Genomic DNA, 20851 nt, shown 5'->3' on the forward strand with positions numbered 1-20851 from the left:
TTTCAAGTCATTAAAAAATGGACCCAGCTCGATGCGCTTTGTGCCTTTCTCTGAGAGTCTCTGTGGTTAAGATCAAAGCATTATTTAAGTTTTTCCACAGAGGGCATTGAAGTTTAAACACATCAAGGAAAATGTGGCCGGCTTTGCACCTTTCTCTGCGAGCTTTGCGGTTAAAAAAAGACCTACCTTAAATCAAATAAATTATCTACGCCCAACAATTTTCGCGAAGTAAAACCTTCGCCAAAAGTGGCGCCTATGCTTTTACCAAACTCTCTTGAACGGCCGATTACGCTTTCAAAAAATTCCGGAGAGGAGATATAGGTCTGTTGACCTTCGACATCCGGATTATAAAACTGTGTTTTAAAAGCCTGAATCGATTCTATCTTTTTATCCATATGATCAGATATATCGACGATAATATCAGGTTTTAAATACCGATCCTGAATAAATTGCAATAACAACCTGGGGCGATGTGCATCTTGCTTAATCCCATCTATTGAGGTTTCTATTTTTGGTAAACCCGATAAAAAAACCGAATCGTAAACCAGGTCGCCCGCTCTCCCATGGTCGGGATGGCGGTCTTCCAGTGCGTTGCTTAAAATAATTTCTGGCTGATATTTTCTAATGGCTTTAATCACTTCTAAACGGTGAAATTCGTCGTTCTGAAAAAATCCATCTCTCATTCTCAAATTTTCACGGATATGCAAGCCTAAAATTTTAGCTGAATCTGCAGCTTCTTCATCTCTCGTTTCTGCTGTACCACGTGTACCCAGCTCACCTCTGGTTAAATCTACAATGCCCACTTTTTTACCTAGGGCAATATGTTTTAAAATCGTACCTGAACAGCAAAGCTCCGCATCATCGGGATGCACGGCAATCACTAGAATATCTAATTTCATGTTGTAATTAATGGGCATTTTGGTTCAGCAATTGCTGAATTTTCTTTTTGATTTTTGAACTCAACGGTTTGGTAAATGGTAAGAAATAATCCTCCAGTTCGCCATTTTTGTTCACGAGGTATTTATGAAAGTTCCAACGGGGCTTCGAACTTAATTTAGAGTTTTGTTTTTTATCGCTCAGGAACTGATAAAGTGGGTGAGCATGTGGCCCGCGAACGATGATCTTATCAAAAACCGGAAATTTTACTCCATGGTTAATCTCACAAAAAGATTCAATATCAGATCCGTTTAAAGGCTCCTGCTTTCCAAAATCGTTGGCAGGAAAGCCCAGGATTTCAAAATCGGGGCTGTTAATCTCATCTTTAAGCTGTTGTAATTCCTTCAATTGAGGCGTAAAACCACATTCGGATGCAGTATTTACAATTAAAATAACTTTGTTTCGGTAGGCTGACAACTGCTGTTCTTCGCCATTAATTCTCTTAACCTTAAATGAATAAATATTTGGGATGCTATCCGGCATGATGTATTATTGATAAAACCCTGAGGTACGGATAATAGATTCTATATCCCTATCTGTATTCGGATCGTAAGTACTTTTTAAATTATGTCCTACCACTCGGGCAACAATCTGATAAGAAAATGCGGCAAAACCACCCTTGGTTTGCTTTACAATATCATATGTTGTTCTGCCCAGTTCACGATCGATCAGTTTCGTTAAAATCTGACCTTGAGTAATCGTTAACTCTTTTATTTCACGGTTAAACATGTCTTTGATTTCTTTATCACATTGCTTAACCAATTGTTTTTGTTCTTTCTTTTCTGAAGTTTTGGCTAAATCCTGTTCCAATTGTTCGTAACGGCGTTTGGCAAACAGAGCATAAGGCATTACCTTTAATACATTATACCGTAAACGGTTATAAGCGGCCTGTTCAGCCGGCGATTTCCAAATTCTGGCCGCATAAATGTTAACCTCATTCAATTGCATCCATGGGATCATCACTCCGTTATCGTTTGTAGAGGCTACTTTTATAGTATCGCTTTTACCCAATTTAGGGAATACAGGGGCAGTTGGCTCCTGCGCCTGCAGTGAAACACCATAAATCATTACAATACAAAGAAAAAATAGCCCTTTAAATTTCATAAATTTATACTTTTACAAAGTTAGGTGTTATTTCATATATTAGTTGTTTCACAGAACTAATATAAGTTTTATTCATAAATAAGACGCAATTTTTACGCAAAAAATACAAATGAAAACAGAGTTAGTGATTGATTTAGAGGCGGAAAAGCAAGAGATTCTAAAAAGATATAGGGCATTACTTCGGGCAAGTAAATCTACATTACAGAAAGGTGATAAAAAAGAAATCCGAAAAGCTTTTGATATGGCACTCGAAAGCCATAAAGATATGCGCCGGAAGTCGGGAGAACCCTACATTTATCATCCCATCGCTGTAGCACAGATTGCTGCCGAAGAAATTGGACTGGGGACAACCTCCATCGTATGTGCGTTACTCCATGATGTGGTGGAAGACACTGATATCACTTTAGAAGATATTGAAAGGGAATTTGGCAAAAAAACGGCTAAAATTATCGATGGCTTAACCAAAATATCAGGTGTTTTCGATACCAACAGCTCATTACAGGCAGAGAATTTCCGTAAAATGCTGCTTACCCTGGCGGATGATGTACGCGTAATCCTGATCAAACTCGCCGATCGTTTGCACAATATGCGCACCATGGATTTTATGCCCCGCCACAAGCAGCTTAAAATCGCTTCAGAAACCATTTATCTGTACGCCCCCCTGGCTCACCGTTTAGGTTTATACGCCATAAAATCAGAATTGGAAGATCTTTCCATGAAATATCTTGATCCTGATACTTATAAGTTCATCGCCAAAAAATTAAACGAGAAAAAAGCCGAACGTGCGCTTTTTATCAAAAAATTCGTAGAGCCTATTGATGAGATCGTGCATGAACAAGGTTTAGTTGCCGATGTTTATGGCAGACCTAAGTCTATACACTCCATCTGGAACAAGATGAAAAAGAAAAACATCCCTTTCGAGGAAGTGTACGATCTTTTCGCCATCCGGATCATTCTGGATTCAGCTCCGGAAAATGAAAAGGCCGATTGCTGGAAAGCATATTCCATCGTAACCGATTTATACCGCCCAAATCCGGATCGGTTACGCGACTGGGTGTCATCGCCGAAAGGAAATGGCTACGAAAGTTTGCACACCACGGTAATGGGACCCCGCGGACAATGGGTGGAAGTGCAGATCCGTACGCAACGCATGAATGAGATTGCAGAAAAGGGTTTCGCGGCACATTGGAAATACAAAGAATCAAGCAACGACAATGGTCTCGATCAATGGATCCAGAAAGTACGCGAAATGTTGAGTAATCCTGAAGCCAACGCTTTAGATTTTCTCGACGATTTTAAAATGAACCTTTTCTCGGATGAGATTTTTATTTTCACACCAAAAGGTGCTTTAATCCAGTTGCCTTTGGGCGCTACCGCATTGGATTTTGCTTTCGAGATCCATACCGATGTAGGTGCAACCTGTATTGGTGCCAAGGTTAACCACAAGCTGGTACCTATCTCCTATAAACTTCAAAATGGCGATCAGGTAGAGATCATAACCTCGAGTAAACAAACTCCTAAAGAAGACTGGCTGAATGTTGTGGTTACGGCTAAAGCCAAATCGAAAATTAAATCGTCATTAAAAGAAGAAAAGCGGAAAATTGCGGAAAATGGCAAGGAGATTTTAGAAAGAAAACTGAAATCGCTTAAAATCACCTACAATACCGATAATATCCAAAAACTGAGTTACTTCTTTAAGCTACCTTCTACCCAGGAACTCTTTGTGAATGTTGCCCTTGGAAAAATAGAACTGAAAGATATTAAAGAGTACCTGTCTAGTGGAAAAGAAGTGGAAAGCCGTAGTCCGGAACGCCCTGAAAATCTTTCTGTTGATGGAATAAAAAGTAAAATTAAAGGTGGAGAATCTGATATTTTACTTATTGGCGAAGATATGCAGCGTATCGATTATACGCTGGCAGCCTGCTGTAACCCAATACCGGGCGATGACGTTTTTGGATTCATCACCGTGAGCGAAGGAATAAAAATACACCGCACCAATTGCCCAAATGCAGCACAGCTGATGGCCAATTACGGCTATCGTGTGGTTAAAGCCAAATGGAACAAACAACAGGAATTAACTTTCTTAACCGGCTTACGTATCGTGGGTATTGATGATGTTGGCTTAATCAACAACATTACACGCGTTATTTCTACTGATTTTAAAGTAAATATGCGCTCAATTACTGTTGATACCAATGAGGGGATTTTTGATGGTTCAATTATGATTTTTGTAAATGATACCGAACACCTCGAAAATCTGATTAAAAATTTATTAAAAGTTAGAGGCGTTACCGGAGTAACCAGGTTTGATGCCTAAAGGAGTCCGAAAGTCGGGAGTCCGGAGTCGGACGTCAGGGTTTCGAGTCTAAGTCAGAAGTTTTGCGATTTCAACTTCTGACTCCTGACCTCAAACCTCCGACTTATTACAACATTTAAACAATCTGATCCTCGAACAATCAAACTAATTAACTACCTTTGAATGGAGTTTAAAAACTATGTCTGAACAAAAAACAAATGAGCTCGTTCGCAAGATTTTTGAGGCTTATTTAGAAAACAAAAATCTACGTAAAACACCAGAGCGTTTCGCTATATTGGAAGAAATATATTCAAGAAACGACCACTTTGATGTAGAAACCCTGTATATCCACATGAAAAACCAAAAGTATCGCGTTAGTCGTGCTACGGTGTATAACACATTGGAGTTATTGGTTTCCTGCGATTTAGTTACCAAGCACCAGTTTGGTAAAAACATGGCACAATTCGAAAAATCTTATGGTTACCGCCAGCATGATCACGTGATCTGTATAGAATGTGGTAAAGTAGTAGAATTCTGTGATCCACGTATCCACCAGATCCAAACCATGGTTGGAGATCTTTTAAAATTTGATGTTAAACACCATTCGTTAAATCTTTATGGTTTCTGCTCTGATTGCAGCATGGCCAGAAAAGTAAGTGAAAGTGTGGCAACAGTCGAAAAAATTGAACAAAATTAAATCAAAATACAAATAAAACCAGCCTAATTTATTAAATAATGACGCAAGTAGATGTACTTCTCGGCCTGCAATGGGGCGATGAAGGAAAGGGAAAAATCGTTGATGTACTAAGTCCAAAATATGATCTTATCGCCCGTTTCCAGGGTGGCCCAAATGCCGGACATACTTTAGAGTTTGATGGCAAAAAATTCGTTTTAAATACCATCCCATCAGGAATTTTTAACGAAAAAACTATGAATCTAATCGGTAACGGAGTAGTAATCGACCCGATTATCCTGAAAAGAGAGTTAGATAATTTAAAAAAAGCTGGTCACGACCCGATTGCCGATGGCAAACTGGTGATTGCCCGTAAAGCACACCTGATTTTACCAACCCACCAGTTATTGGATGCAGCTAATGAAGCGCGCATGGGTAAAAATAAAATCGGATCGACCTTAAAAGGTATTGGTCCGACGTATATGGACAAAACAGGGCGTAATGGTTTACGCGTTGGCGATACAACCCTACCTGATTTTAAAGAGCGTTATGCCAAACTGGTAGAAAAACATACCGAAATTCTTTCTCATTACGAAGGTTTTGAATATGAATTATCAGAAAAAGAAGCATTATTTTTTGAAGCAATCGAATTCTTAAAAACCATTCCGCATGTAGATAGCGAACATTATGTAAACGGGTTCCTAAAAGAAGGAAAAGCGGTTTTAGCAGAAGGTGCACAAGGAACATTGTTAGACGTTGATTTTGGCTCCTATCCTTTTGTAACTTCAAGCAACACCACAACTGCAGGTGCCTGTACCGGTTTAGGTATTGCGCCTAATAAAGTAGGTGCTGTTTATGGTATTTTCAAAGCCTATTGCACTCGTGTTGGTGGCGGTCCTTTCCCTACCGAGTTGGATAACGAAGTTGGTGAGAATTTACGTGCCCTTGGTCATGAATTTGGTGCAACTACAGGGCGTGCCCGTCGTTGTGGCTGGATTGATCTTCCTGCGCTAAAATATGCCATCATGTTAAACGGTGTTACCGAATTAATTATGATGAAGGCCGATGTTTTAGATACTTTCGAGACCATTTATGCTTGTACCCACTACGAATATAACGGCGAAACGATTGATTACATGCCTTATGACATTATTTCTATCGAACCAAAACCGGTATTAAAGGCAATTGATGGCTGGGCTACAGATGTAACTAAAATCACGTCGGTTGAGGAAATTCCTGCTAAACTAACTGAATATATTGCATTCCTGGAAAAAGAACTCGAAGTGCCGGTCAAATTCCTTTCTGTAGGACCAGACAGGGCACAGACTTTAGAATTAAGATAAATACCATTTTCGTCCACATGAATTCATTTCAAGGAATGTAAGATGCTTAAATAAATCCGATAGCTATCGGATCAGCATGACGACAGATATAAGAAAGCAATCCTTAACGGATTGCTTTTTTCGTTCAACAGTTGTTGACTTAAATAGAAATAGCGTTAGAGCGTTGACAACTCTTTTTGAATTGAGATAATAAATTGATTTCAGCAGTTTGTTTTCCTTCTTCAATTTAGTTATTTTTGAGTATAAATATTTTATTATGGCAACTATCTTAGAAAGCGAAATGTTAAATTATTTTACCCAGCTAGACGATGCCGAAAAAACTTCTTTAGTAAAAATGCTTAAAGCATTTATAAAAGAAAAAAAAGAAAATTCAAACGTTACCATCGAAGCCTATAATAATGAGCTTTTAGCAGCAGAGCATGAGTTTAGAAATGGCAATTATATTTCCCACAGTGATTTATTAAATGAGATTAAAAGTTGGTAACCAAACATCTTGTAATTGTCTGGACTAAGCAGGCAAAAAGCCAATTAAGAGAAATCTATAATTACATTAGCCAAGAATCTGTCCAAAATGCAATAATGGTTATAAATGATTTAACCCAGGCAGTAGAAAATATAGTTCAGTATCCTGAAAAACATAAGATTGATCAATATAAAAAAGATAACGACGGGACATATCGTGCTTTTGAAAAACATCATTTTAGGATATCTTATCGAAACGAAAATCAGGTAATAAGAATATTGAGGGTTAGACATACCAAAATGAATCCTAAAAAACATTAATTCTATTATTTTATAGTCTCCTCTCTCCAGAAAACTACGTTGTTCTTTCAAGAGATAAAAATTAATTTCTTACAATTGCCATCTCTATTTTTACCTTTGCGGCAACTTGAAAACTTCGCAAAACATATCCGATTTTAAACGAAAAGCATTACACTGGGCCAACCAGTTCGAAGTCTGTTGCTTTTTGGATTCAAACGATTATAAAGATGCTTATTCGGCGTATGATTTCATAATCGCTGCTGGTGTAGGCAACGAACTAAAGTGCTCATCGGGCAATGGTTTTGATCAGTTAAAAAGTTTTTATGATGTACACACACAATGGGTTTTCGGTTATTTCAGCTACGATTTAAAAAACGAAATAGAAACACTTCAATCTCATCATCCTGATGGATTAAATTTTGCAGATTTATATTTTTTTGTTCCCAGATACCTGATTGCTTTTAAAGATGGCAAAGCTGAAGTTCTGCTTGGCGATCGGCCTGTTTTAGAAGAGATCGAATCATTCACATTTGATGTTAAAAAACAATCTGAAACCACACAGATTTTAACAAGATTATCAAAAGATCAATATATAGATAAAGTTGAAGCGCTAAGGAACCACATCCAACGAGGGGATATTTATGAAATCAATTTTTGTCAGGAGTTTTTTGCAGAAAACGCCGAAATAGAGCCCGTCCATACTTTTGAAGTCTTAAATCAGGTGTCTCCTACTCCATTTGCAGGTTATTTTAAGGTTTATGGTAAATACATTTTGTCTGCCACACCAGAAAGATTTCTGTGCAAACGTGGATCAAGGCTTATAACGCAACCTATCAAGGGCACGGCAAAAAGAAGTTCGGATCCTGAAAAAGATATTGCTATAAAAGTACAGCTCCGAAACAGCATTAAAGAACAGGCAGAAAATGTAATGATTGTTGATTTGGTACGTCATGATCTCACTAAATCTGCAGTCAAAGGTTCTGTTACCGTTGATGAATTATTTGGCATCTATAGCTTCCCGCAGGTTCACCAAATGATTTCGACCATTAGCTGCGAATTAAATCCTGAGATCCATTGTGTTGATGCAATCAAAAATACATTTCCAATGGGCTCCATGACGGGGGCGCCAAAGGTTAAAGCCATGAAATTGATTGAAGAATATGAAGTGACCAAAAGGGGCATTTATTCAGGCTCTTTTGGATATATAACACCTGATGGCGACTTCGATTTTAACGTGGTGATCAGAAGTATCTTATATAATGCTGAATCAAAATATTTATCATTTCAGGTTGGAGGAGCCATCACCTACCAAAGTGATGCTTTTTTAGAATACGAAGAGTGTTTATTGAAAGCGAGCGCAATTTTAAAGGTATTAGCGGGTTAAATAGGTTAAGGGCAAGTCGTCATTCTGAATTCATTTCAGAATTTCAATAAGAAAGACCCTGAAGGATAAAGAGAACGGAGGCACTATATTAGTCGTAGCGTCCCGCTACAGCTTTACTAAAAGAGTCTGTCATTCTGAACGCAGTGAAAAATCTTTAAACAAAAAGGTCTTAGCGAGATGCTAAGACCAGACGCGTGTTTGTTTCACAATAAACCTTTCAACCTTTCACCCTTAACCTTCATCCCTACACCTTCAACCCTAAGGCTTATCTTTTATAATACTGTTGCGCTTCAGGTAAATATTTTTGAATCTGTGCAATACGGGTCGCGTCACTTGGGTGGGTGCTCAAAAACTCAGGTGGTCTTTGTCCGCCTGCAGAGGCCGAAGCCATCCTATTCCAGAAAGCAGTAGCATTTTGTGGATTATATCCGGCCATGGCCATAAAAATCAGGCCTAAACGATCGGCTTCTAACTCTTGGTTACGGCTAAATTTCAACATCGCAACAGGCGTACCTACACCATATAATGTATTAAAAATAGATTGTGTTCGCGGATTTTTAGACAGCGCTACACCTGCAGCGGCCCCAATCCCCTGAGCGACCATTTCCTGCGACATCCGTTCTGCTGAATGGCCCGCAATGGCGTGGGCAATCTCGTGCCCCATAACAGTTGCTAAACCGGCATCATCCTGGGTAACAGGCAAAATGCCTGTATAAACCACAATTTTACCTCCGGGCATACACCAGGCATTTTTTTCATTATTTTGCACAACATTAACTTCCCATTGATAATCAGCAATCAGATTACCATAGTTGTTGCTGTTCATATACGACTTTACTGCGGTAATTAATCGGTTCCCAACAGTTTTAACCTTCAAGGCCTGAGCATTTGAAGCGGGTAAAACGGCTGATTTATTTTCTGTTAAAAAGGTATTATAGGCTTGAAATGCCATTGGCAAAACCTGGTCGTTACTTACCAGATCAAATCGGCTACGGCCTGTTAAAGGAACAGTAGAACATGAATTAAACAATAAGACCCCAGCAACACTGGCTGCTAAAAATATTTTTTTCATAAATGCGATTTTAAATAATTCGTAAACTGATAAGCAAAAAGCCGTTGATTAAACAGTAAGCCTATAAATAAGTTTTAAAGAAATGTGTTTTGTAAGTTAATTAGTTTTCTTTCTAAACAAATACACTTTTGATTCTTTGCCTTTCAGCAATCTTTCGAGGTTTTTCTGATGGGTAACCAGAATTAAAATACAAACCACCATGCCATAAAGCACTTCAGATTTGATGGAAACCTGAAACAGGAAAACGACACTTAACGGAAATGTAAATCCTGCACAAATGGAGCTTAATGAAACATATTTAGTTAAAAGCAGTACGATCACAAAAACCAGAACGCAAAGCATAGATGCTTCGAAGTTGACTGCCAAAATCATTCCAAAAAGTGTAGCTACACCTTTACCGCCCCTAAAACCGGCAAAAACAGGAAACAAATGCCCCATTACTGCGGTTACGCCTAAAGCGAGCTGATAGTTAACAAAAACAACTGAATTTTGTGGCCCGGTAACTGACATGCCAATCAGATAGGCTAAATTGGTTGCGGTGTAGCCTTTTGCAATATCAATAATCATCACGGCAATTCCGGCTTTTTTGCCCAATACCCTGAAAGTATTTGTTGCGCCGGCGTTGCCACTCCCATATTCCCTAACGTCAATGCCATAAAAGGCCTGACCTAGCCATACAGCTGTTGGTATAGACCCGAAAAGGTAAGCAACTAATAACGCGCTGAGAGAATAAACCGTAACCATAGCCTACAATGTTACAAAAAATAAGCTTTTAATTTTATAGCAAATCAATTTAGTATGCTTTTAAACTCATATCCAGGCTTTTCACAGAATGTGTAAGCGCGCCCATCGATATAAAATCTACTCCGCAAGAAGCGTATGCGGCTACGTTCTCTTCAGTAATCCCTCCGGAAGCCTCGGTAATAAATTTTCCGTCGATTAATGCAACTGCAGCCTTTAAGTCTTCGAAACTGAAATTATCCAGCATAATCCGGTCTATTCCGCCAACAGCTAAAACCTGTTTTAACTCTTCCAGGTTCCGAACCTCGATTTCAATTTGAAGTGATTTATTTTGATCTGCCAGATATTTTTGAGCAGCTGTAATGGCATTTGAAATTCCTCCTGCATAATCTACATGGTTATCCTTAATCAGGATCATATCATATAAACCTATGCGGTGATTTACTCCTCCACCAATCCTTACTGCCCATTTTTCTAAATAACGCAAACCAGGAGTGGTTTTACGGGTATCTAAAATCTTGGTCTTAGTCGTTTTCAACAGCGAAACGATGCGATGGGTTTTAGTAGCAATACCGCTCATGCGCTGCATACAGTTTAATACCAATCGCTCGGCTATTAAAATGGAATGTGTACTTCCCGCAACGGTTAGGGCGATATCACCAAATTTAACGGCCACACCATCTTGCAGCAACACATCAACTTTCAAGCTGGGATCAACCTCCTTAAATATTTCAATAGCCAGTTCGATTCCAGCTAAAATACCATCTTCTTTGATAATCAGTTTCGTTTTTCCTTGTGTTCCTTGCGGAATGGTAGAAAGTGATGTATGATCGCCGTCCCCAACATCTTCGGCAAGGGCATTTTTGATGAATTGATGTATCAGTTGAATATCCAAAATGTTGATTTTAGTGCCGCAAAAATAAGAATTATTTGTTAGCAGGCAATTTCCTGAATGTTTAATGTGAATGGTAAATCCAATTTAGCCTGAGATTCAGAAGGCTTCTAAAATCAAACAGATAATTAAAACTAATCCTTTGCAGGCTCTATTCTTAGTTCTGTAATAGAAAAGCTGGTATTGAATTTTTTCATGGTGATTGAAACCCTGAAGGTTTCTTTGGCAGTACTCAATATGATTACACCAAAACGATAATTTGGATTGGTATTGATTTTATGGAAAATACTTGTTTTTACCGGGGGGTGCTTGATAAAAAAATCCCTCAGAATCTGTTCACCCTGTGCTTTAGAATATACATCTTCTTCATCAATAATGATCAGTTCGATGGTTGAAGCAAAATCTTTAGCAATTTCTTTAGCGTTTCCAGCCTTAAAATACGACGACAAATCATCGATTATATCAGCCTGGAAGGCATTTGGGTGATATAACGATGACAAACTAATTATGAGTAAAAATAAGCTCCGGATCATTTCTGTATTTTATACAGAACCCTATAGCTAAAATTATGCCATTAGCATATCAAAAAAAGGATTTCTTCATTTGTATACGCCTCAATAAAGTTATATTTGCCATGCAAACAAAATACTAAACATGGTATCCATGAAAATGTTTTGACATAGATCAATAAATTTTACAATAAAAATGGTAAACGATAAAAAACTCGCGCTTATAATCCTAGATGGCTGGGGTTATGGAAAACAAGATAATTCTGATGCTGCGTATGCTGCCAATACTCCTTTTTTCGACTCATTATTACAGAAATATCCAAACTCTAAACTGGAGGCATCTGGTGAAGCCGTAGGCTTACCTGCAGGACAAATGGGTAATTCAGAAGTTGGGCACATGAACTTAGGTGCAGGCAGGGTAGTTTACCAGGAGCTTGGAAGAATTAATAAAGCGATAGCCGACAGGGAATTGCACCACAACCCTGTTTTAGTCAGCGCATTCGATTATGCCAGGCAACATCATAAAGCGGTTCATTTTATCGGGCTGGTTTCGAATGGTGGTGTACATGCACATATCGAACATTTAAAAGCCTTGTGCGATGCCGCGAATGAAGCAAATGTACCCAACTCTTTTGTACATGCTTTTTTAGATGGCCGTGATACGGATCCAAACTCTGGTCTGGGCTTTATTACCGATCTGGAAAACCACATACAAAATTCCAATGCTAAACTGGCTACCATGGTTGGCCGTTACTACGCCATGGACCGTGATAACCGTTGGGAACGCGTTAAGCAAGCTTATGATGTGATGGTTAATGGCATTGGCGAAAAAACCCAGGATGCTTTAGCTGCAATCAAAAAATCTTATGCAGATGGTATTACTGACGAGTTTTTAAAACCAATCGTGTTGACACAAGATGACGGTACTCCCGTAGCCACCATTCAAAATGATGATGTGGTTATCTGTTTCAATTTCCGTACCGACAGGGGACGTGAGATTACAACAGCTTTGACACAAAAAGATTTCCCGGAGCAGCAAATGCATAAACTGCCATTGTATTATGTTACCATGACTACCTACGATGAGAGTTTTGAAAAGGTAAATGTAATCTTCACCAAAGATGATTTAACCCAAACCATTGGCGAAGTATTGGCCAATAACAATAAAAATCAGATCCGTATTGCCGAAACTGAAAAATACCCTCACGTAACTTTCTTCTTCTCTGGCGGTAGAGAAGCTGAATTTGCCAATGAGAAACGCATTTTAATTCCTTCGCCAAAAGTAGCAACTTACGATCTTCAACCTGAAATGAGTGCTGCAGGCATTACGGATGCCATCACCAAAGAAATGGAAACAGGATGGGCTGATTTTATCTGCTTAAACTTTGCCAACCCGGATATGGTGGGCCATACCGGTGTTTTTGAAGCCGTGGTAAAAGCAGTCGAAACTGCAGATAAATGTGCCGAAACCGTTGTAAACAAAGGTTTGGAAAATGGTTATTCGTTCATCCTCCTGGCCGATCATGGAAACTCCGAATTTATGATAAACGCAGATGGATCTGTCAATACTGCACATACCACCAACCTGGTTCCCTGCATTTTGATTGACAAAGACTATAAAACCATTGCAGATGGTAAATTGGGCGACATTGCCCCTACTATCCTCAAAATAATGGGTGTGGCTATTCCAGCAGAAATGACAGGAAATGTTTTAGTATAATGATCAAAAAACTTTTTATCCCGGTATTTGCTTTGGCATTGCTTTCCTGCAACCAGCGAAAAGAAGCTGAAGCAAATACCAATTTAGTATATTTCAATATAAAAGGATATTTTGAAAAAGAAATTTCGCGTTTACAAAAACTAAACCCCACTGTAAATAAAACCGTTAGTGTAAACGGGACAATTGAAAGCAAAAGTGCTAAAATTGCCGACTGGACAAAGGAGCTCGCTATTTTTGTTAACGCAGACATCAATAAAACATCCTGGAAAGGAAGTTTTAAAACGAAAGAACAAAACGGTGTAGATGTTTATACTTCAGATCATAATAAGATTCCCGTTAAAAAGGTTTCGATTAGCTGGAAAGGTAAGAAGGTAGGTAAAATAGAGATCATTATCGATAACAAAAATATCGTTTACCGATCTCAGGATACGTTAACTTACTTTCCTGACAGCTTGTACAGCATCAAAAAACAACAGAAAATCAAGCTATTAACGGCTAAAAGATACGCTGTTATTGGAAAACTGAAATAAAAAAAGGGACCTGATCTACATCAGGTCCCTTTTGATTGTAAAGGCCATATTTATTTCAGGCTTGCAATCTGCGCCTTATCGTAGGTTACCCAATCAATAATATCTTTTCTTAAAGGCTGCAAAGTGAGTACTTTCTGAAAATCAGCGATAGAGTTATTGAATAAAGCTATACAAGCTGCTTTTTCTTCTTTTTTCTTTGCTTTAAAAGATCTGAAAATTGCATAATCCTTATAAGCTAAACCACGGTTCTGAAACATTTGAGCATCTTCATCACCGTTAATCTCAATGGCTTTTGTAAAATCTTTAAGGGAGGCCAGATAAAAATTTTCGCGCATGGTATTTAACGATTCTTTAGGATCGTTAGCTATTTTCAACCTTGCTATACCACGATAATAATATGCCGAAACCTCAGAAGGTTTGATGTTTAACAAGCGGCTGTAAGTGGCAATACATTTTTCGTATTCGCGGTTTTGGAAGTAAGAATATCCAAGCATTTGGAGTACGTGTGCATTATCGGGAGTTTTAGCGTCAGCCTTTTCTAATTGCATAGCCGCGGTTTTATAATCACCTTTCATCATCGCCTGCATGCTCCTTTCGTAACTGCTCTGCGCGAAACTACCTGTTGATGTGAAAATCATTAATCCTAAAATCGCCTTTTTAAAATAGTCCATGTATGAGTAATAAGTGTAACCAATCTAACCCCTAACCAAATTTATTAGAGGAATTTTTTTGCAATATAATCCTATTCTGATAATTTAAAAGTTTTTAATTTTCTTTCATTAAAAACCAGTTGCCCTAAACACTAGCTTAAACGCTAAAAAATACTTTATATGATATTGGCAAAAATATTTATATTACTCTGCCTTTTTAACATATGATTAATATTATTTTCATTTTGGCACAAGAGTTGAATTTATGAAATGAATACTAAAATTAAACAAATTAAATACGACTAAACTGCCAGTTTGTCGTTAGCGGAAAATGTGATAATGAGTAAACAAGATATATTTGATTTCCAAACAGCAATGCCAATCATAAATGAAGATACCGAGTTTTTTCCTTTAATGTCTCAACAGGACGAAGAGGAAATGAACAATGAGGAAACGCCGGAAACCCTGGCCATATTGCCTTTGCGAAATACCGTTTTATTTCCGGGAGTCGTTATTCCGATTACCGTGGGAAGAGACAAATCGATTAAGTTAATTAAGGAAGCTTATAAAGGAAATAAGATTATTGGGGTGGTTTCTCAAAAAGACGTTTCTATTGAAGATCCTACTTTTGAGCAGCTTAACACTGTTGGTACGGTGGCCAATATTATTAAACTGTTGCAGATGCCGGATGGAAATACGACAGTCATTATCCAGGGTAAACAACGTTTCAGTTTGATTGAAGAAGTACAGAACGAACCTTATATCAAAGCAGTTGTTAAAAAATTTGTAGAGCAAAAACATAAGGCAGATAAAGAATTTAAAGCCCTGATTGCTTCTATTCGAGAGATGTCTGCGCAGATTATCCAGCTTTCACCAAATATCCCGAGCGAAGCCAGTATTGCGCTGAAGAACATAGAAAGCAATTCATTTTTGATCAATTTCATTTCATCAAATATGAATGCCGAAATGGCCGATAAGCAAAAAATCCTTGAAATGGATAAATTGCAGGAAAGAGCGCAAAAGGTAATGGAGCTCTTGATGGTAGAACTGCAGATGCTGGAATTGAGAAACCAGATCCAATCAAAAGTACGTACTGATTTAGATAAACAGCAACGCGATTATTTTTTAAATCAACAGCTAAAAACCATCCAGGAAGAACTTGGCGGTAATGCTGCTGATTTAGAATTCGACGCATTACAGGAAAGGGCTAAAAAGAAAAAATGGACGCAGGCCGTAGCCGATCATTTTGATAAAGAAATCGATAAACTAGGTAGAATGAATCCTGCCGCACCTGATTATTCGGTACAGTTAAACTACCTGGAATTACTTTTGGATCTACCCTGGAACGAGTTTACAAAGGATAATTTCGACCTAAAAAGAGCACAGCGCATTTTAGATAAAGACCATTTTGGTTTAGAAAAAGTAAAGCAGCGTATTATTGAATATCTGGCTGTATTAAAACTAAAACGCAATATGAAAGCCCCGATTTTGTGTTTGGTTGGCCCTCCGGGAGTTGGTAAAACATCTTTGGGAAAATCAATTGCAAAAGCATTAGGCCGTAAATATGTGCGCATGGCTTTAGGCGGTATCCGCGATGAAGCAGAAATACGTGGTCACCGCAAAACCTATATCGGTGCCATGCCGGGCCGTATCATTTCATCTATTAAAAAGGCTGGAGCAGATAATCCCGTTTTTGTGCTGGATGAGATTGATAAAGTAGGTACCGATCACCGTGGCGATCCATCATCAGCTTTGCTGGAGGTTTTAGACCCTGAGCAGAACAATGCTTTTTACGATCATTATGTAGAGGTGGATTATGATTTGTCGAACATCCTGTTTATTGCTACGGCAAACTCTTTAAGCACCATACAGCCCGCTTTATTAGATCGTATGGAGATTATTGAAGTGAATGGATATACCATTGAAGAGAAAATAGAGATTGCCAAGAAATACCTGTTGCCCAAACAGAAAGAAAATCATGGTTTGCAGACCAAAGATATTTCCATTAAACCTGCCTTGATTGAAAAAGTAATTGAAGATTACACCAGAGAATCTGGTGTACGTGGTTTAGAGAAAAAAATAGGCTCTTTAGTACGTGGCGTAGCTACAAAAATTGCCATGGAAGAAACCTATGATGCAAACCTGGGCAATGATGATGTAGAACGTATTCTTGGCGCTCCTATTTATGATAAAGATTTGTACGAAGGCAACGAAGTGGCCGGTGTTGTTACAGGTTTAGCGTGGACGAGTGTTGGTGGAGATATTTTATTTATCGAATCGAGTTTAAGTCCTGGAAAAGGGAAATTGACCTTAACTGGTAATCTGGGCGATGTAATGAAAGAATCAGCGGTAATTGCACTGGCTTACTTACGCGCACATGCTGCAGAATTTGGCATCGATTATACTTTGTTCGATAATTGGGATGTACACGTACACGTTCCGGCAGGTGCTACGCCTAAAGATGGTCCATCGGCAGGAATAACGATGTTAACGGCGTTAACTTCAGCCTTTACCCAACGTAAGGTAAAACAGCATTTAGCCATGACCGGCGAGATTACTTTGCGCGGAAAAGTGCTTCCGGTAGGTGGCATTAAAGAAAAAATACTGGCTGCCAAAAGGGCTAACATTAAAGAAATTATCCTTTGCAGAAGCAATCGTAAAGATATTTTAGAGATTAAAGAAAGTTATATTAAAGATTTAACTTTCCATTATGTAACTGAAATGAGCGAAGTGATTGAATTGGCATTGACTAAAAACAAAGTAAAAAAACCTTTAGATTTAAGCATTAAAATTGCGCCGATTGTGAACTAATTTCTAATCTTTTAACAGAGAACGATCAAAAATCCAATTACATTAAATACTTTTATAGTCCCGGTAATTATCGGGACTTTTTTATGAAATCACTTTTATTTGCAATAGTTTTTTGTTTGGCTGTATCAACCGGTTTTGCCCAGTCTTTTAAAAACGAATTCGGTTTTAAAACCGAAAACGATGCTTATCTGGCTACATTAAATGACCGGTATTATACCAATGGTTTATTTATTTATTTCCGCGGGGCACTTAATACCGAAAAACTACCGGATAAGATCGAAAAGAAAACCTACGAAATTTCTGCCGGACAAAAAATGTATACACCTTATTGGGGTCAGGTACCGAAGAAGGAAGATCAGGACAGACCTTTTGCAGGTTACCTTTATTTTGGTGGCGCATACTCGGTTTTTTATAAAAATGAAAGTGTTTTAAAAACCAGTGTAGAATTGGGTACAGTTGGTCCTCACTCACTTGCCCAGGATGCGCAACGTTTTCTTCATAAAACAGTTGGCTTCTATACGCCGGCAGGTTGGGATTACCAGATCAAAAATGAGCTGGCCGTAAATCTGGCTGCCAGCTACAGTAAATTGCTCTTCAGACCTGATGATCCGATTGTAGATATCAGTACACAGGGTTATGCCAATTTGGGTACCACTTTTTCTGGTTTGGGTGCATCACTACTTTTTAGAGCGGGCAAAATCAATCAGCTGTTCAATAGCGCCTACCACAATGCAGTTATTGGAAATTCGAAAACCAAAAGCTTAAATAATGCTGAATTTTTCTTTTATGCAAAACCGCAGCTTAATTTTGTTGCTTACGATGCCACTATACAAGGCAGTCTTTTCAACAATGATAGCCCGGTTACCTTTGGTGTAAAACCTATCGTTTTTGAACAACAATTTGGGGTGAATTACAGTTCAAAAAGATTTACAGCCGATTTTAATGTGATATTTAAAACAAAAGAAGTTAAAAGCATAGCCAAAGCACAAAATTATGGTGGCTTGAGTTTGTATTACAGGTTTGGGAAGATTTAATTTAACTGTTTCATTGATCAACATTTACATACCGTCATGCCGATATAGCTATAGAATTATTTAAGCATCACCCCTATACACAATAAAATAAATTCAGGATGACGACTCTTTTTTGTGATGTCAGATATTTCTATCTGACATGATAAATCTTTGGACAGGTTTAATTCCATTTAAATAAAAATTAAACCCTTAAAAATCAACAATTTTCCTATTTCTCTTCTTTTCAGCTGTTGAGGCCTTATTCTTTAACCTTTTTTCGATAACGCCTTTAGGAATTTTAGTTGCTTTTCTTTTTTTTTGAACAATTAATGCTTTTTTCAGCAGATCAATCAGCTTGACAATAGTTTTTTCCTTATTAAGCAGCTGGCTCCTATCCTCCTGCGAAACGATATGCAGCAAACCTTCACTATCCAAACGGTTTTGCAGCTTTACTTTAAGCTGTGCTTTTTCCTCATCAGTAAAATATGTAAAGTTTTCTACATCAAAAACCAGCTCTACCTTACTCGAAACCTTATTTACATGCTGGCCGCCTTTACCCCCACTACGCGAAGTTTTAAAAGTGGCAGATCGTAAAATTTCTTCTCTGGTCGGTAACATACGGCAAAAATATAAAGAATATCGATCTAAAAAAAGTTAGCAAACCTATCGGCTTTTTTTACCTTTGTAGCAGAATGAAGAAAAACTTGGTTATAGCTATTGATGGCTATTCATCTTGCGGAAAAAGTACACTGGCGAAGGCACTGGCTAAAAAATTAGGTTTTATTTATGTTGATAGCGGGGCCATGTACCGTGCAGTTACCTTATATTTTTTACGTAACAGCATAGACGTGAGCAATGATACCCAGGTTAAAGATGCTTTACAGCACATCGAACTCAATTTCCATTCGCGCGATTATGAATCGCATATTACCCTTAACGGTGAAGAAGTTTCAGATGAAATCCGTTTAATGCCGGTTTCAGAAAATGTAAGCGGGGTTTCCGCACATAAAATTGTCCGCCATGAAATGGTGAAACAACAACAGCGTATGGGAAAATCGAAAAACATTGTAATGGATGGCCGTGATATCGGCACCACCGTTTTTCCACACGCACCTGTAAAATTCTTCATGACCGCCGACCCCAAAATCAGGGCTGAACGCAGGTTTAAAGAATTGGAAGCCAAAGGCAATAACAAAACTACTTTAGAAGAAGTTTTTGAAAACCTTGCGCACCGGGATTATGCAGATACTACACGCAAAGAAAGTCCGCTGGTTAGGGCCGATGATGCCATTATTTTAGATAATACCGATCTGACACAGCAGGAACAACTGGATTTTGCCCTGGAAAAAGTAAATCCCTTTTTGGTTTATTAGTTACTGGTTCATTGGTCATTAGTTCATTACCGATGACCAATTTTAATAGAATGGTCGTCATCTCGACTGTAGCGAAGCGGAATGGAGAGATCTATTAGGATAGATTTATTTCGCAAATACTCACATCACTTAAATCCCCTCCCCAAAACCATCTATCAGCCATTGACTTCGGGAAAAAATTCATATTTTTAGCACATAACCCAAAGTTGCTATGAAATTAAAATCAATTTACCTTACCTTACTATTCCTGTCCTTCTTTATTTTAAATGCAAATGCCCAGAAAGGCTGGATCAGTCTCTTTAATGGAAAAGATCTAAAAGACTGGAACATTAAGATTGCCAAACACGAATACAAAGAAAATTATGCCAATACTTTCCGGGTAGAAAACGGTGTAATGAAAGTAAGTTATGATGGCTATAATGATTTCGACCAGCAATACGGTCACATTTTTTATAAAAAGCCTTTTTCAGCGTATCTTTTAAAAGTAATTTATCGTTTTGTTGGAGAGCAGGCAAAAGGTGGCGAAGGTTGGGCTACCCGTAACAGTGGTGCCATGCTACATTGCCAGGATCCGGCAACCATGTTAAAAGACCAGGATTTTCCAATATCAATCGAGGCTCAGATTCTGGGCGGAGATGGTGAACATGAACGCCATACCAGTAATGTATGTACGCCGGGAACATTAATCGACTACAATGGAAAATTGTTTACGGGCCATTGTTTAGATTCTAAATCTAAAACCTATGCTGGCGACCAATGGGTAACTGCAGAATTCCTGGTTTTAGGAGATTCCGTAATCAAACACATTATATCAGGCGAAGTTGTTTTAGAATATACCAAACCTCAAATTGGCGGCGGCAACGTTTCGAATTTTGACCCCAAAGTTAAAATAGATGGTAAACCGCTCACTTCGGGTTATATCTCCCTTCAAAGTGAGAGTCATCCAATTGAATTTAAAACGGTACAGCTATACGATTTGGCGCCATACATGAAAGATAAAGCAAAATTGGATAAGGTATTGGCTAAAATATTAAAGGAGTAA

General features: G+C 38.3%; 21 protein-coding genes. 12 read left to right on the forward strand and 9 right to left on the reverse strand.

Features of this window, described 5'->3' with window-relative positions; genetic code table 11:
* Positions 1-182 precede the first annotated feature (182 nt).
* Genes bshB1 through ACK1I8_RS12395 form a run of 3 tightly spaced genes read right to left on the reverse strand, consistent with a single transcriptional unit; the run spans position 183 to position 2040 of the window.
* On the reverse strand, positions 183-899 hold the full coding sequence (gene bshB1 / locus ACK1I8_RS12385; protein ID WP_412465698.1) for a bacillithiol biosynthesis deacetylase BshB1: 717 nt from the start codon (positions 897-899) through the stop codon (positions 183-185).
* Positions 900-906: 7 nt separating this feature from the next.
* On the reverse strand, positions 907-1419 hold the full coding sequence (locus ACK1I8_RS12390; RefSeq protein WP_412465699.1) for a glutathione peroxidase: 513 nt from the start codon (positions 1417-1419) through the stop codon (positions 907-909).
* Positions 1420-1425: 6 nt separating this feature from the next.
* Positions 1426-2040 (reverse strand): DUF4294 domain-containing protein, encoded by a 615-nt coding sequence (locus ACK1I8_RS12395; RefSeq protein WP_412465700.1) that lies wholly within the window; start codon positions 2038-2040, stop codon positions 1426-1428.
* 109 nt (positions 2041-2149) lie between these two features.
* Between ACK1I8_RS12395 and ACK1I8_RS12400 the strand changes: the two genes are divergently transcribed.
* The 6 genes from ACK1I8_RS12400 (at position 2150) to ACK1I8_RS12425 (ending at position 8498) form a co-directional block, all read left to right on the forward strand.
* Positions 2150-4357 (forward strand): RelA/SpoT family protein, encoded by a 2208-nt coding sequence (locus tag ACK1I8_RS12400; protein ID WP_412465701.1) that lies wholly within the window; start codon positions 2150-2152, stop codon positions 4355-4357.
* A gap of 178 nt (positions 4358-4535) precedes the next feature.
* A complete protein-coding gene (locus tag ACK1I8_RS12405; protein WP_412465702.1) occupies positions 4536-5033 on the forward strand; it encodes a Fur family transcriptional regulator in 498 nt (165 codons plus the stop codon).
* Between the two features lie 38 nt (positions 5034-5071).
* Positions 5072-6352, forward strand: coding sequence for an adenylosuccinate synthase (locus ACK1I8_RS12410; RefSeq protein WP_412465703.1), 1281 nt, complete (start codon positions 5072-5074; stop codon positions 6350-6352).
* Between the two features lie 256 nt (positions 6353-6608).
* Complete coding sequence (locus ACK1I8_RS12415; RefSeq protein WP_412465704.1) at positions 6609-6836, forward strand: hypothetical protein; 228 nt, start codon at positions 6609-6611, stop codon at positions 6834-6836.
* Positions 6830-7135: a type II toxin-antitoxin system RelE/ParE family toxin gene (locus tag ACK1I8_RS12420; protein ID WP_412465705.1), complete on the forward strand. Its 306-nt coding sequence runs from the start codon at positions 6830-6832 to the stop codon at positions 7133-7135. Before ACK1I8_RS12415 ends, ACK1I8_RS12420 begins: the two co-directional genes overlap by 7 nt.
* Before the next feature lie 106 nt (positions 7136-7241).
* A complete protein-coding gene (locus tag ACK1I8_RS12425) occupies positions 7242-8498 on the forward strand; it encodes an anthranilate synthase component I family protein (protein WP_412465706.1) in 1257 nt (418 codons plus the stop codon).
* Between the two features lie 265 nt (positions 8499-8763).
* Here ACK1I8_RS12425 and ACK1I8_RS12430 read toward each other — a convergent pair whose 3' ends face one another.
* From ACK1I8_RS12430 to ACK1I8_RS12445, 4 genes are all read right to left on the reverse strand, one after another.
* Positions 8764-9570 (reverse strand): M48 family metallopeptidase, encoded by an 807-nt coding sequence (locus ACK1I8_RS12430; RefSeq protein ID WP_412465707.1) that lies wholly within the window; start codon positions 9568-9570, stop codon positions 8764-8766.
* A gap of 96 nt (positions 9571-9666) precedes the next feature.
* Positions 9667-10314 (reverse strand): glycerol-3-phosphate 1-O-acyltransferase PlsY, encoded by a 648-nt coding sequence (gene plsY / locus ACK1I8_RS12435; RefSeq protein ID WP_293785107.1) that lies wholly within the window; start codon positions 10312-10314, stop codon positions 9667-9669.
* A gap of 49 nt (positions 10315-10363) precedes the next feature.
* Positions 10364-11206, reverse strand: a complete 843-nt coding sequence (gene nadC, locus ACK1I8_RS12440; protein WP_412465708.1) for a carboxylating nicotinate-nucleotide diphosphorylase — start codon at positions 11204-11206, stop codon at positions 10364-10366.
* A gap of 131 nt (positions 11207-11337) precedes the next feature.
* Entirely contained in the window at positions 11338-11703 is a 366-nt protein-coding gene (locus ACK1I8_RS12445; RefSeq protein WP_412465709.1) for a DUF4783 domain-containing protein, read from the reverse strand.
* 205 nt (positions 11704-11908) lie between these two features.
* Between ACK1I8_RS12445 and gpmI the strand changes: the two genes are divergently transcribed.
* Positions 11909-13432: a 2,3-bisphosphoglycerate-independent phosphoglycerate mutase gene (gene gpmI, locus ACK1I8_RS12450; RefSeq protein ID WP_412465710.1), complete on the forward strand. Its 1524-nt coding sequence runs from the start codon at positions 11909-11911 to the stop codon at positions 13430-13432.
* A complete protein-coding gene (locus ACK1I8_RS12455; protein WP_412465711.1) occupies positions 13432-13962 on the forward strand; it encodes a hypothetical protein in 531 nt (176 codons plus the stop codon). The genes gpmI and ACK1I8_RS12455 overlap by 1 nt, the downstream gene beginning before the upstream one ends.
* Positions 13963-14012: 50 nt before the next feature.
* Here the strand turns inward: ACK1I8_RS12455 and ACK1I8_RS12460 are convergent, their stop codons facing one another.
* Positions 14013-14633, reverse strand: a complete 621-nt coding sequence (locus ACK1I8_RS12460) for a tetratricopeptide repeat protein (RefSeq protein WP_293785117.1) — start codon at positions 14631-14633, stop codon at positions 14013-14015.
* Positions 14634-14951: 318 nt separating this feature from the next.
* Between ACK1I8_RS12460 and lon the strand changes: the two genes are divergently transcribed.
* Positions 14952-17423: an endopeptidase La gene (lon, locus tag ACK1I8_RS12465; protein WP_412465712.1), complete on the forward strand. Its 2472-nt coding sequence runs from the start codon at positions 14952-14954 to the stop codon at positions 17421-17423.
* Positions 17424-17506: 83 nt separating this feature from the next.
* Complete coding sequence (locus ACK1I8_RS12470; RefSeq protein WP_412465713.1) at positions 17507-18457, forward strand: lipid A deacylase LpxR family protein; 951 nt, start codon at positions 17507-17509, stop codon at positions 18455-18457.
* A 189-nt stretch (positions 18458-18646) separates the two neighbouring features.
* Here ACK1I8_RS12470 and arfB read toward each other — a convergent pair whose 3' ends face one another.
* Positions 18647-19054 (reverse strand): alternative ribosome rescue aminoacyl-tRNA hydrolase ArfB, encoded by a 408-nt coding sequence (arfB, locus tag ACK1I8_RS12475; RefSeq protein ID WP_412465714.1) that lies wholly within the window; start codon positions 19052-19054, stop codon positions 18647-18649.
* A 74-nt stretch (positions 19055-19128) separates the two neighbouring features.
* Between arfB and cmk the strand changes: the two genes are divergently transcribed.
* Both cmk and ACK1I8_RS12485 read left to right on the forward strand, forming a co-directional pair.
* Positions 19129-19809, forward strand: coding sequence for a (d)CMP kinase (gene cmk / locus ACK1I8_RS12480; RefSeq protein WP_412465715.1), 681 nt, complete (start codon positions 19129-19131; stop codon positions 19807-19809).
* A gap of 211 nt (positions 19810-20020) precedes the next feature.
* Positions 20021-20851: a DUF1080 domain-containing protein gene (locus ACK1I8_RS12485; RefSeq protein WP_412465716.1), complete on the forward strand. Its 831-nt coding sequence runs from the start codon at positions 20021-20023 to the stop codon at positions 20849-20851.

Source organism: Pedobacter sp. KLB.chiD (genome assembly GCF_047040275.1).
Taxonomy (GTDB): domain Bacteria; phylum Bacteroidota; class Bacteroidia; order Sphingobacteriales; family Sphingobacteriaceae; genus Pedobacter.

Bases quoted from the DNA above. Each gene is read 5' to 3' on its own strand.
- bshB1 (WP_412465698.1), bottom strand. From the start codon at position 899: ATGAAATTAGATATTCTAGTGATTGCCGTGCATCCCGATGATGCGGAG.
- ACK1I8_RS12390 (WP_412465699.1), bottom strand. From the start codon at position 1,419: ATGCCGGATAGCATCCCAAATATTTATTCATTTAAGGTTAAGAGAATT.
- ACK1I8_RS12395 (WP_412465700.1), bottom strand. From the start codon at position 2,040: ATGAAATTTAAAGGGCTATTTTTTCTTTGTATTGTAATGATTTATGGT.
- ACK1I8_RS12400 (WP_412465701.1), top strand. From the start codon at position 2,150: ATGAAAACAGAGTTAGTGATTGATTTAGAGGCGGAAAAGCAAGAGATT.
- ACK1I8_RS12405 (WP_412465702.1), top strand. From the start codon at position 4,536: ATGTCTGAACAAAAAACAAATGAGCTCGTTCGCAAGATTTTTGAGGCT.
- ACK1I8_RS12410 (WP_412465703.1), top strand. From the start codon at position 5,072: ATGACGCAAGTAGATGTACTTCTCGGCCTGCAATGGGGCGATGAAGGA.
- ACK1I8_RS12415 (WP_412465704.1), top strand. From the start codon at position 6,609: ATGGCAACTATCTTAGAAAGCGAAATGTTAAATTATTTTACCCAGCTA.
- ACK1I8_RS12430 (WP_412465707.1), bottom strand. From the start codon at position 9,570: ATGAAAAAAATATTTTTAGCAGCCAGTGTTGCTGGGGTCTTATTGTTT.
- plsY (WP_293785107.1), bottom strand. From the start codon at position 10,314: ATGGTTACGGTTTATTCTCTCAGCGCGTTATTAGTTGCTTACCTTTTC.
- gpmI (WP_412465710.1), top strand. From the start codon at position 11,909: ATGGTAAACGATAAAAAACTCGCGCTTATAATCCTAGATGGCTGGGGT.
- ACK1I8_RS12455 (WP_412465711.1), top strand. From the start codon at position 13,432: ATGATCAAAAAACTTTTTATCCCGGTATTTGCTTTGGCATTGCTTTCC.
- ACK1I8_RS12460 (WP_293785117.1), bottom strand. From the start codon at position 14,633: ATGGACTATTTTAAAAAGGCGATTTTAGGATTAATGATTTTCACATCA.
- lon (WP_412465712.1), top strand. From the start codon at position 14,952: ATGAGTAAACAAGATATATTTGATTTCCAAACAGCAATGCCAATCATA.
- ACK1I8_RS12470 (WP_412465713.1), top strand. From the start codon at position 17,507: ATGAAATCACTTTTATTTGCAATAGTTTTTTGTTTGGCTGTATCAACC.
- arfB (WP_412465714.1), bottom strand. From the start codon at position 19,054: ATGTTACCGACCAGAGAAGAAATTTTACGATCTGCCACTTTTAAAACT.
- cmk (WP_412465715.1), top strand. From the start codon at position 19,129: ATGAAGAAAAACTTGGTTATAGCTATTGATGGCTATTCATCTTGCGGA.
- ACK1I8_RS12485 (WP_412465716.1), top strand. From the start codon at position 20,021: ATGAAATTAAAATCAATTTACCTTACCTTACTATTCCTGTCCTTCTTT.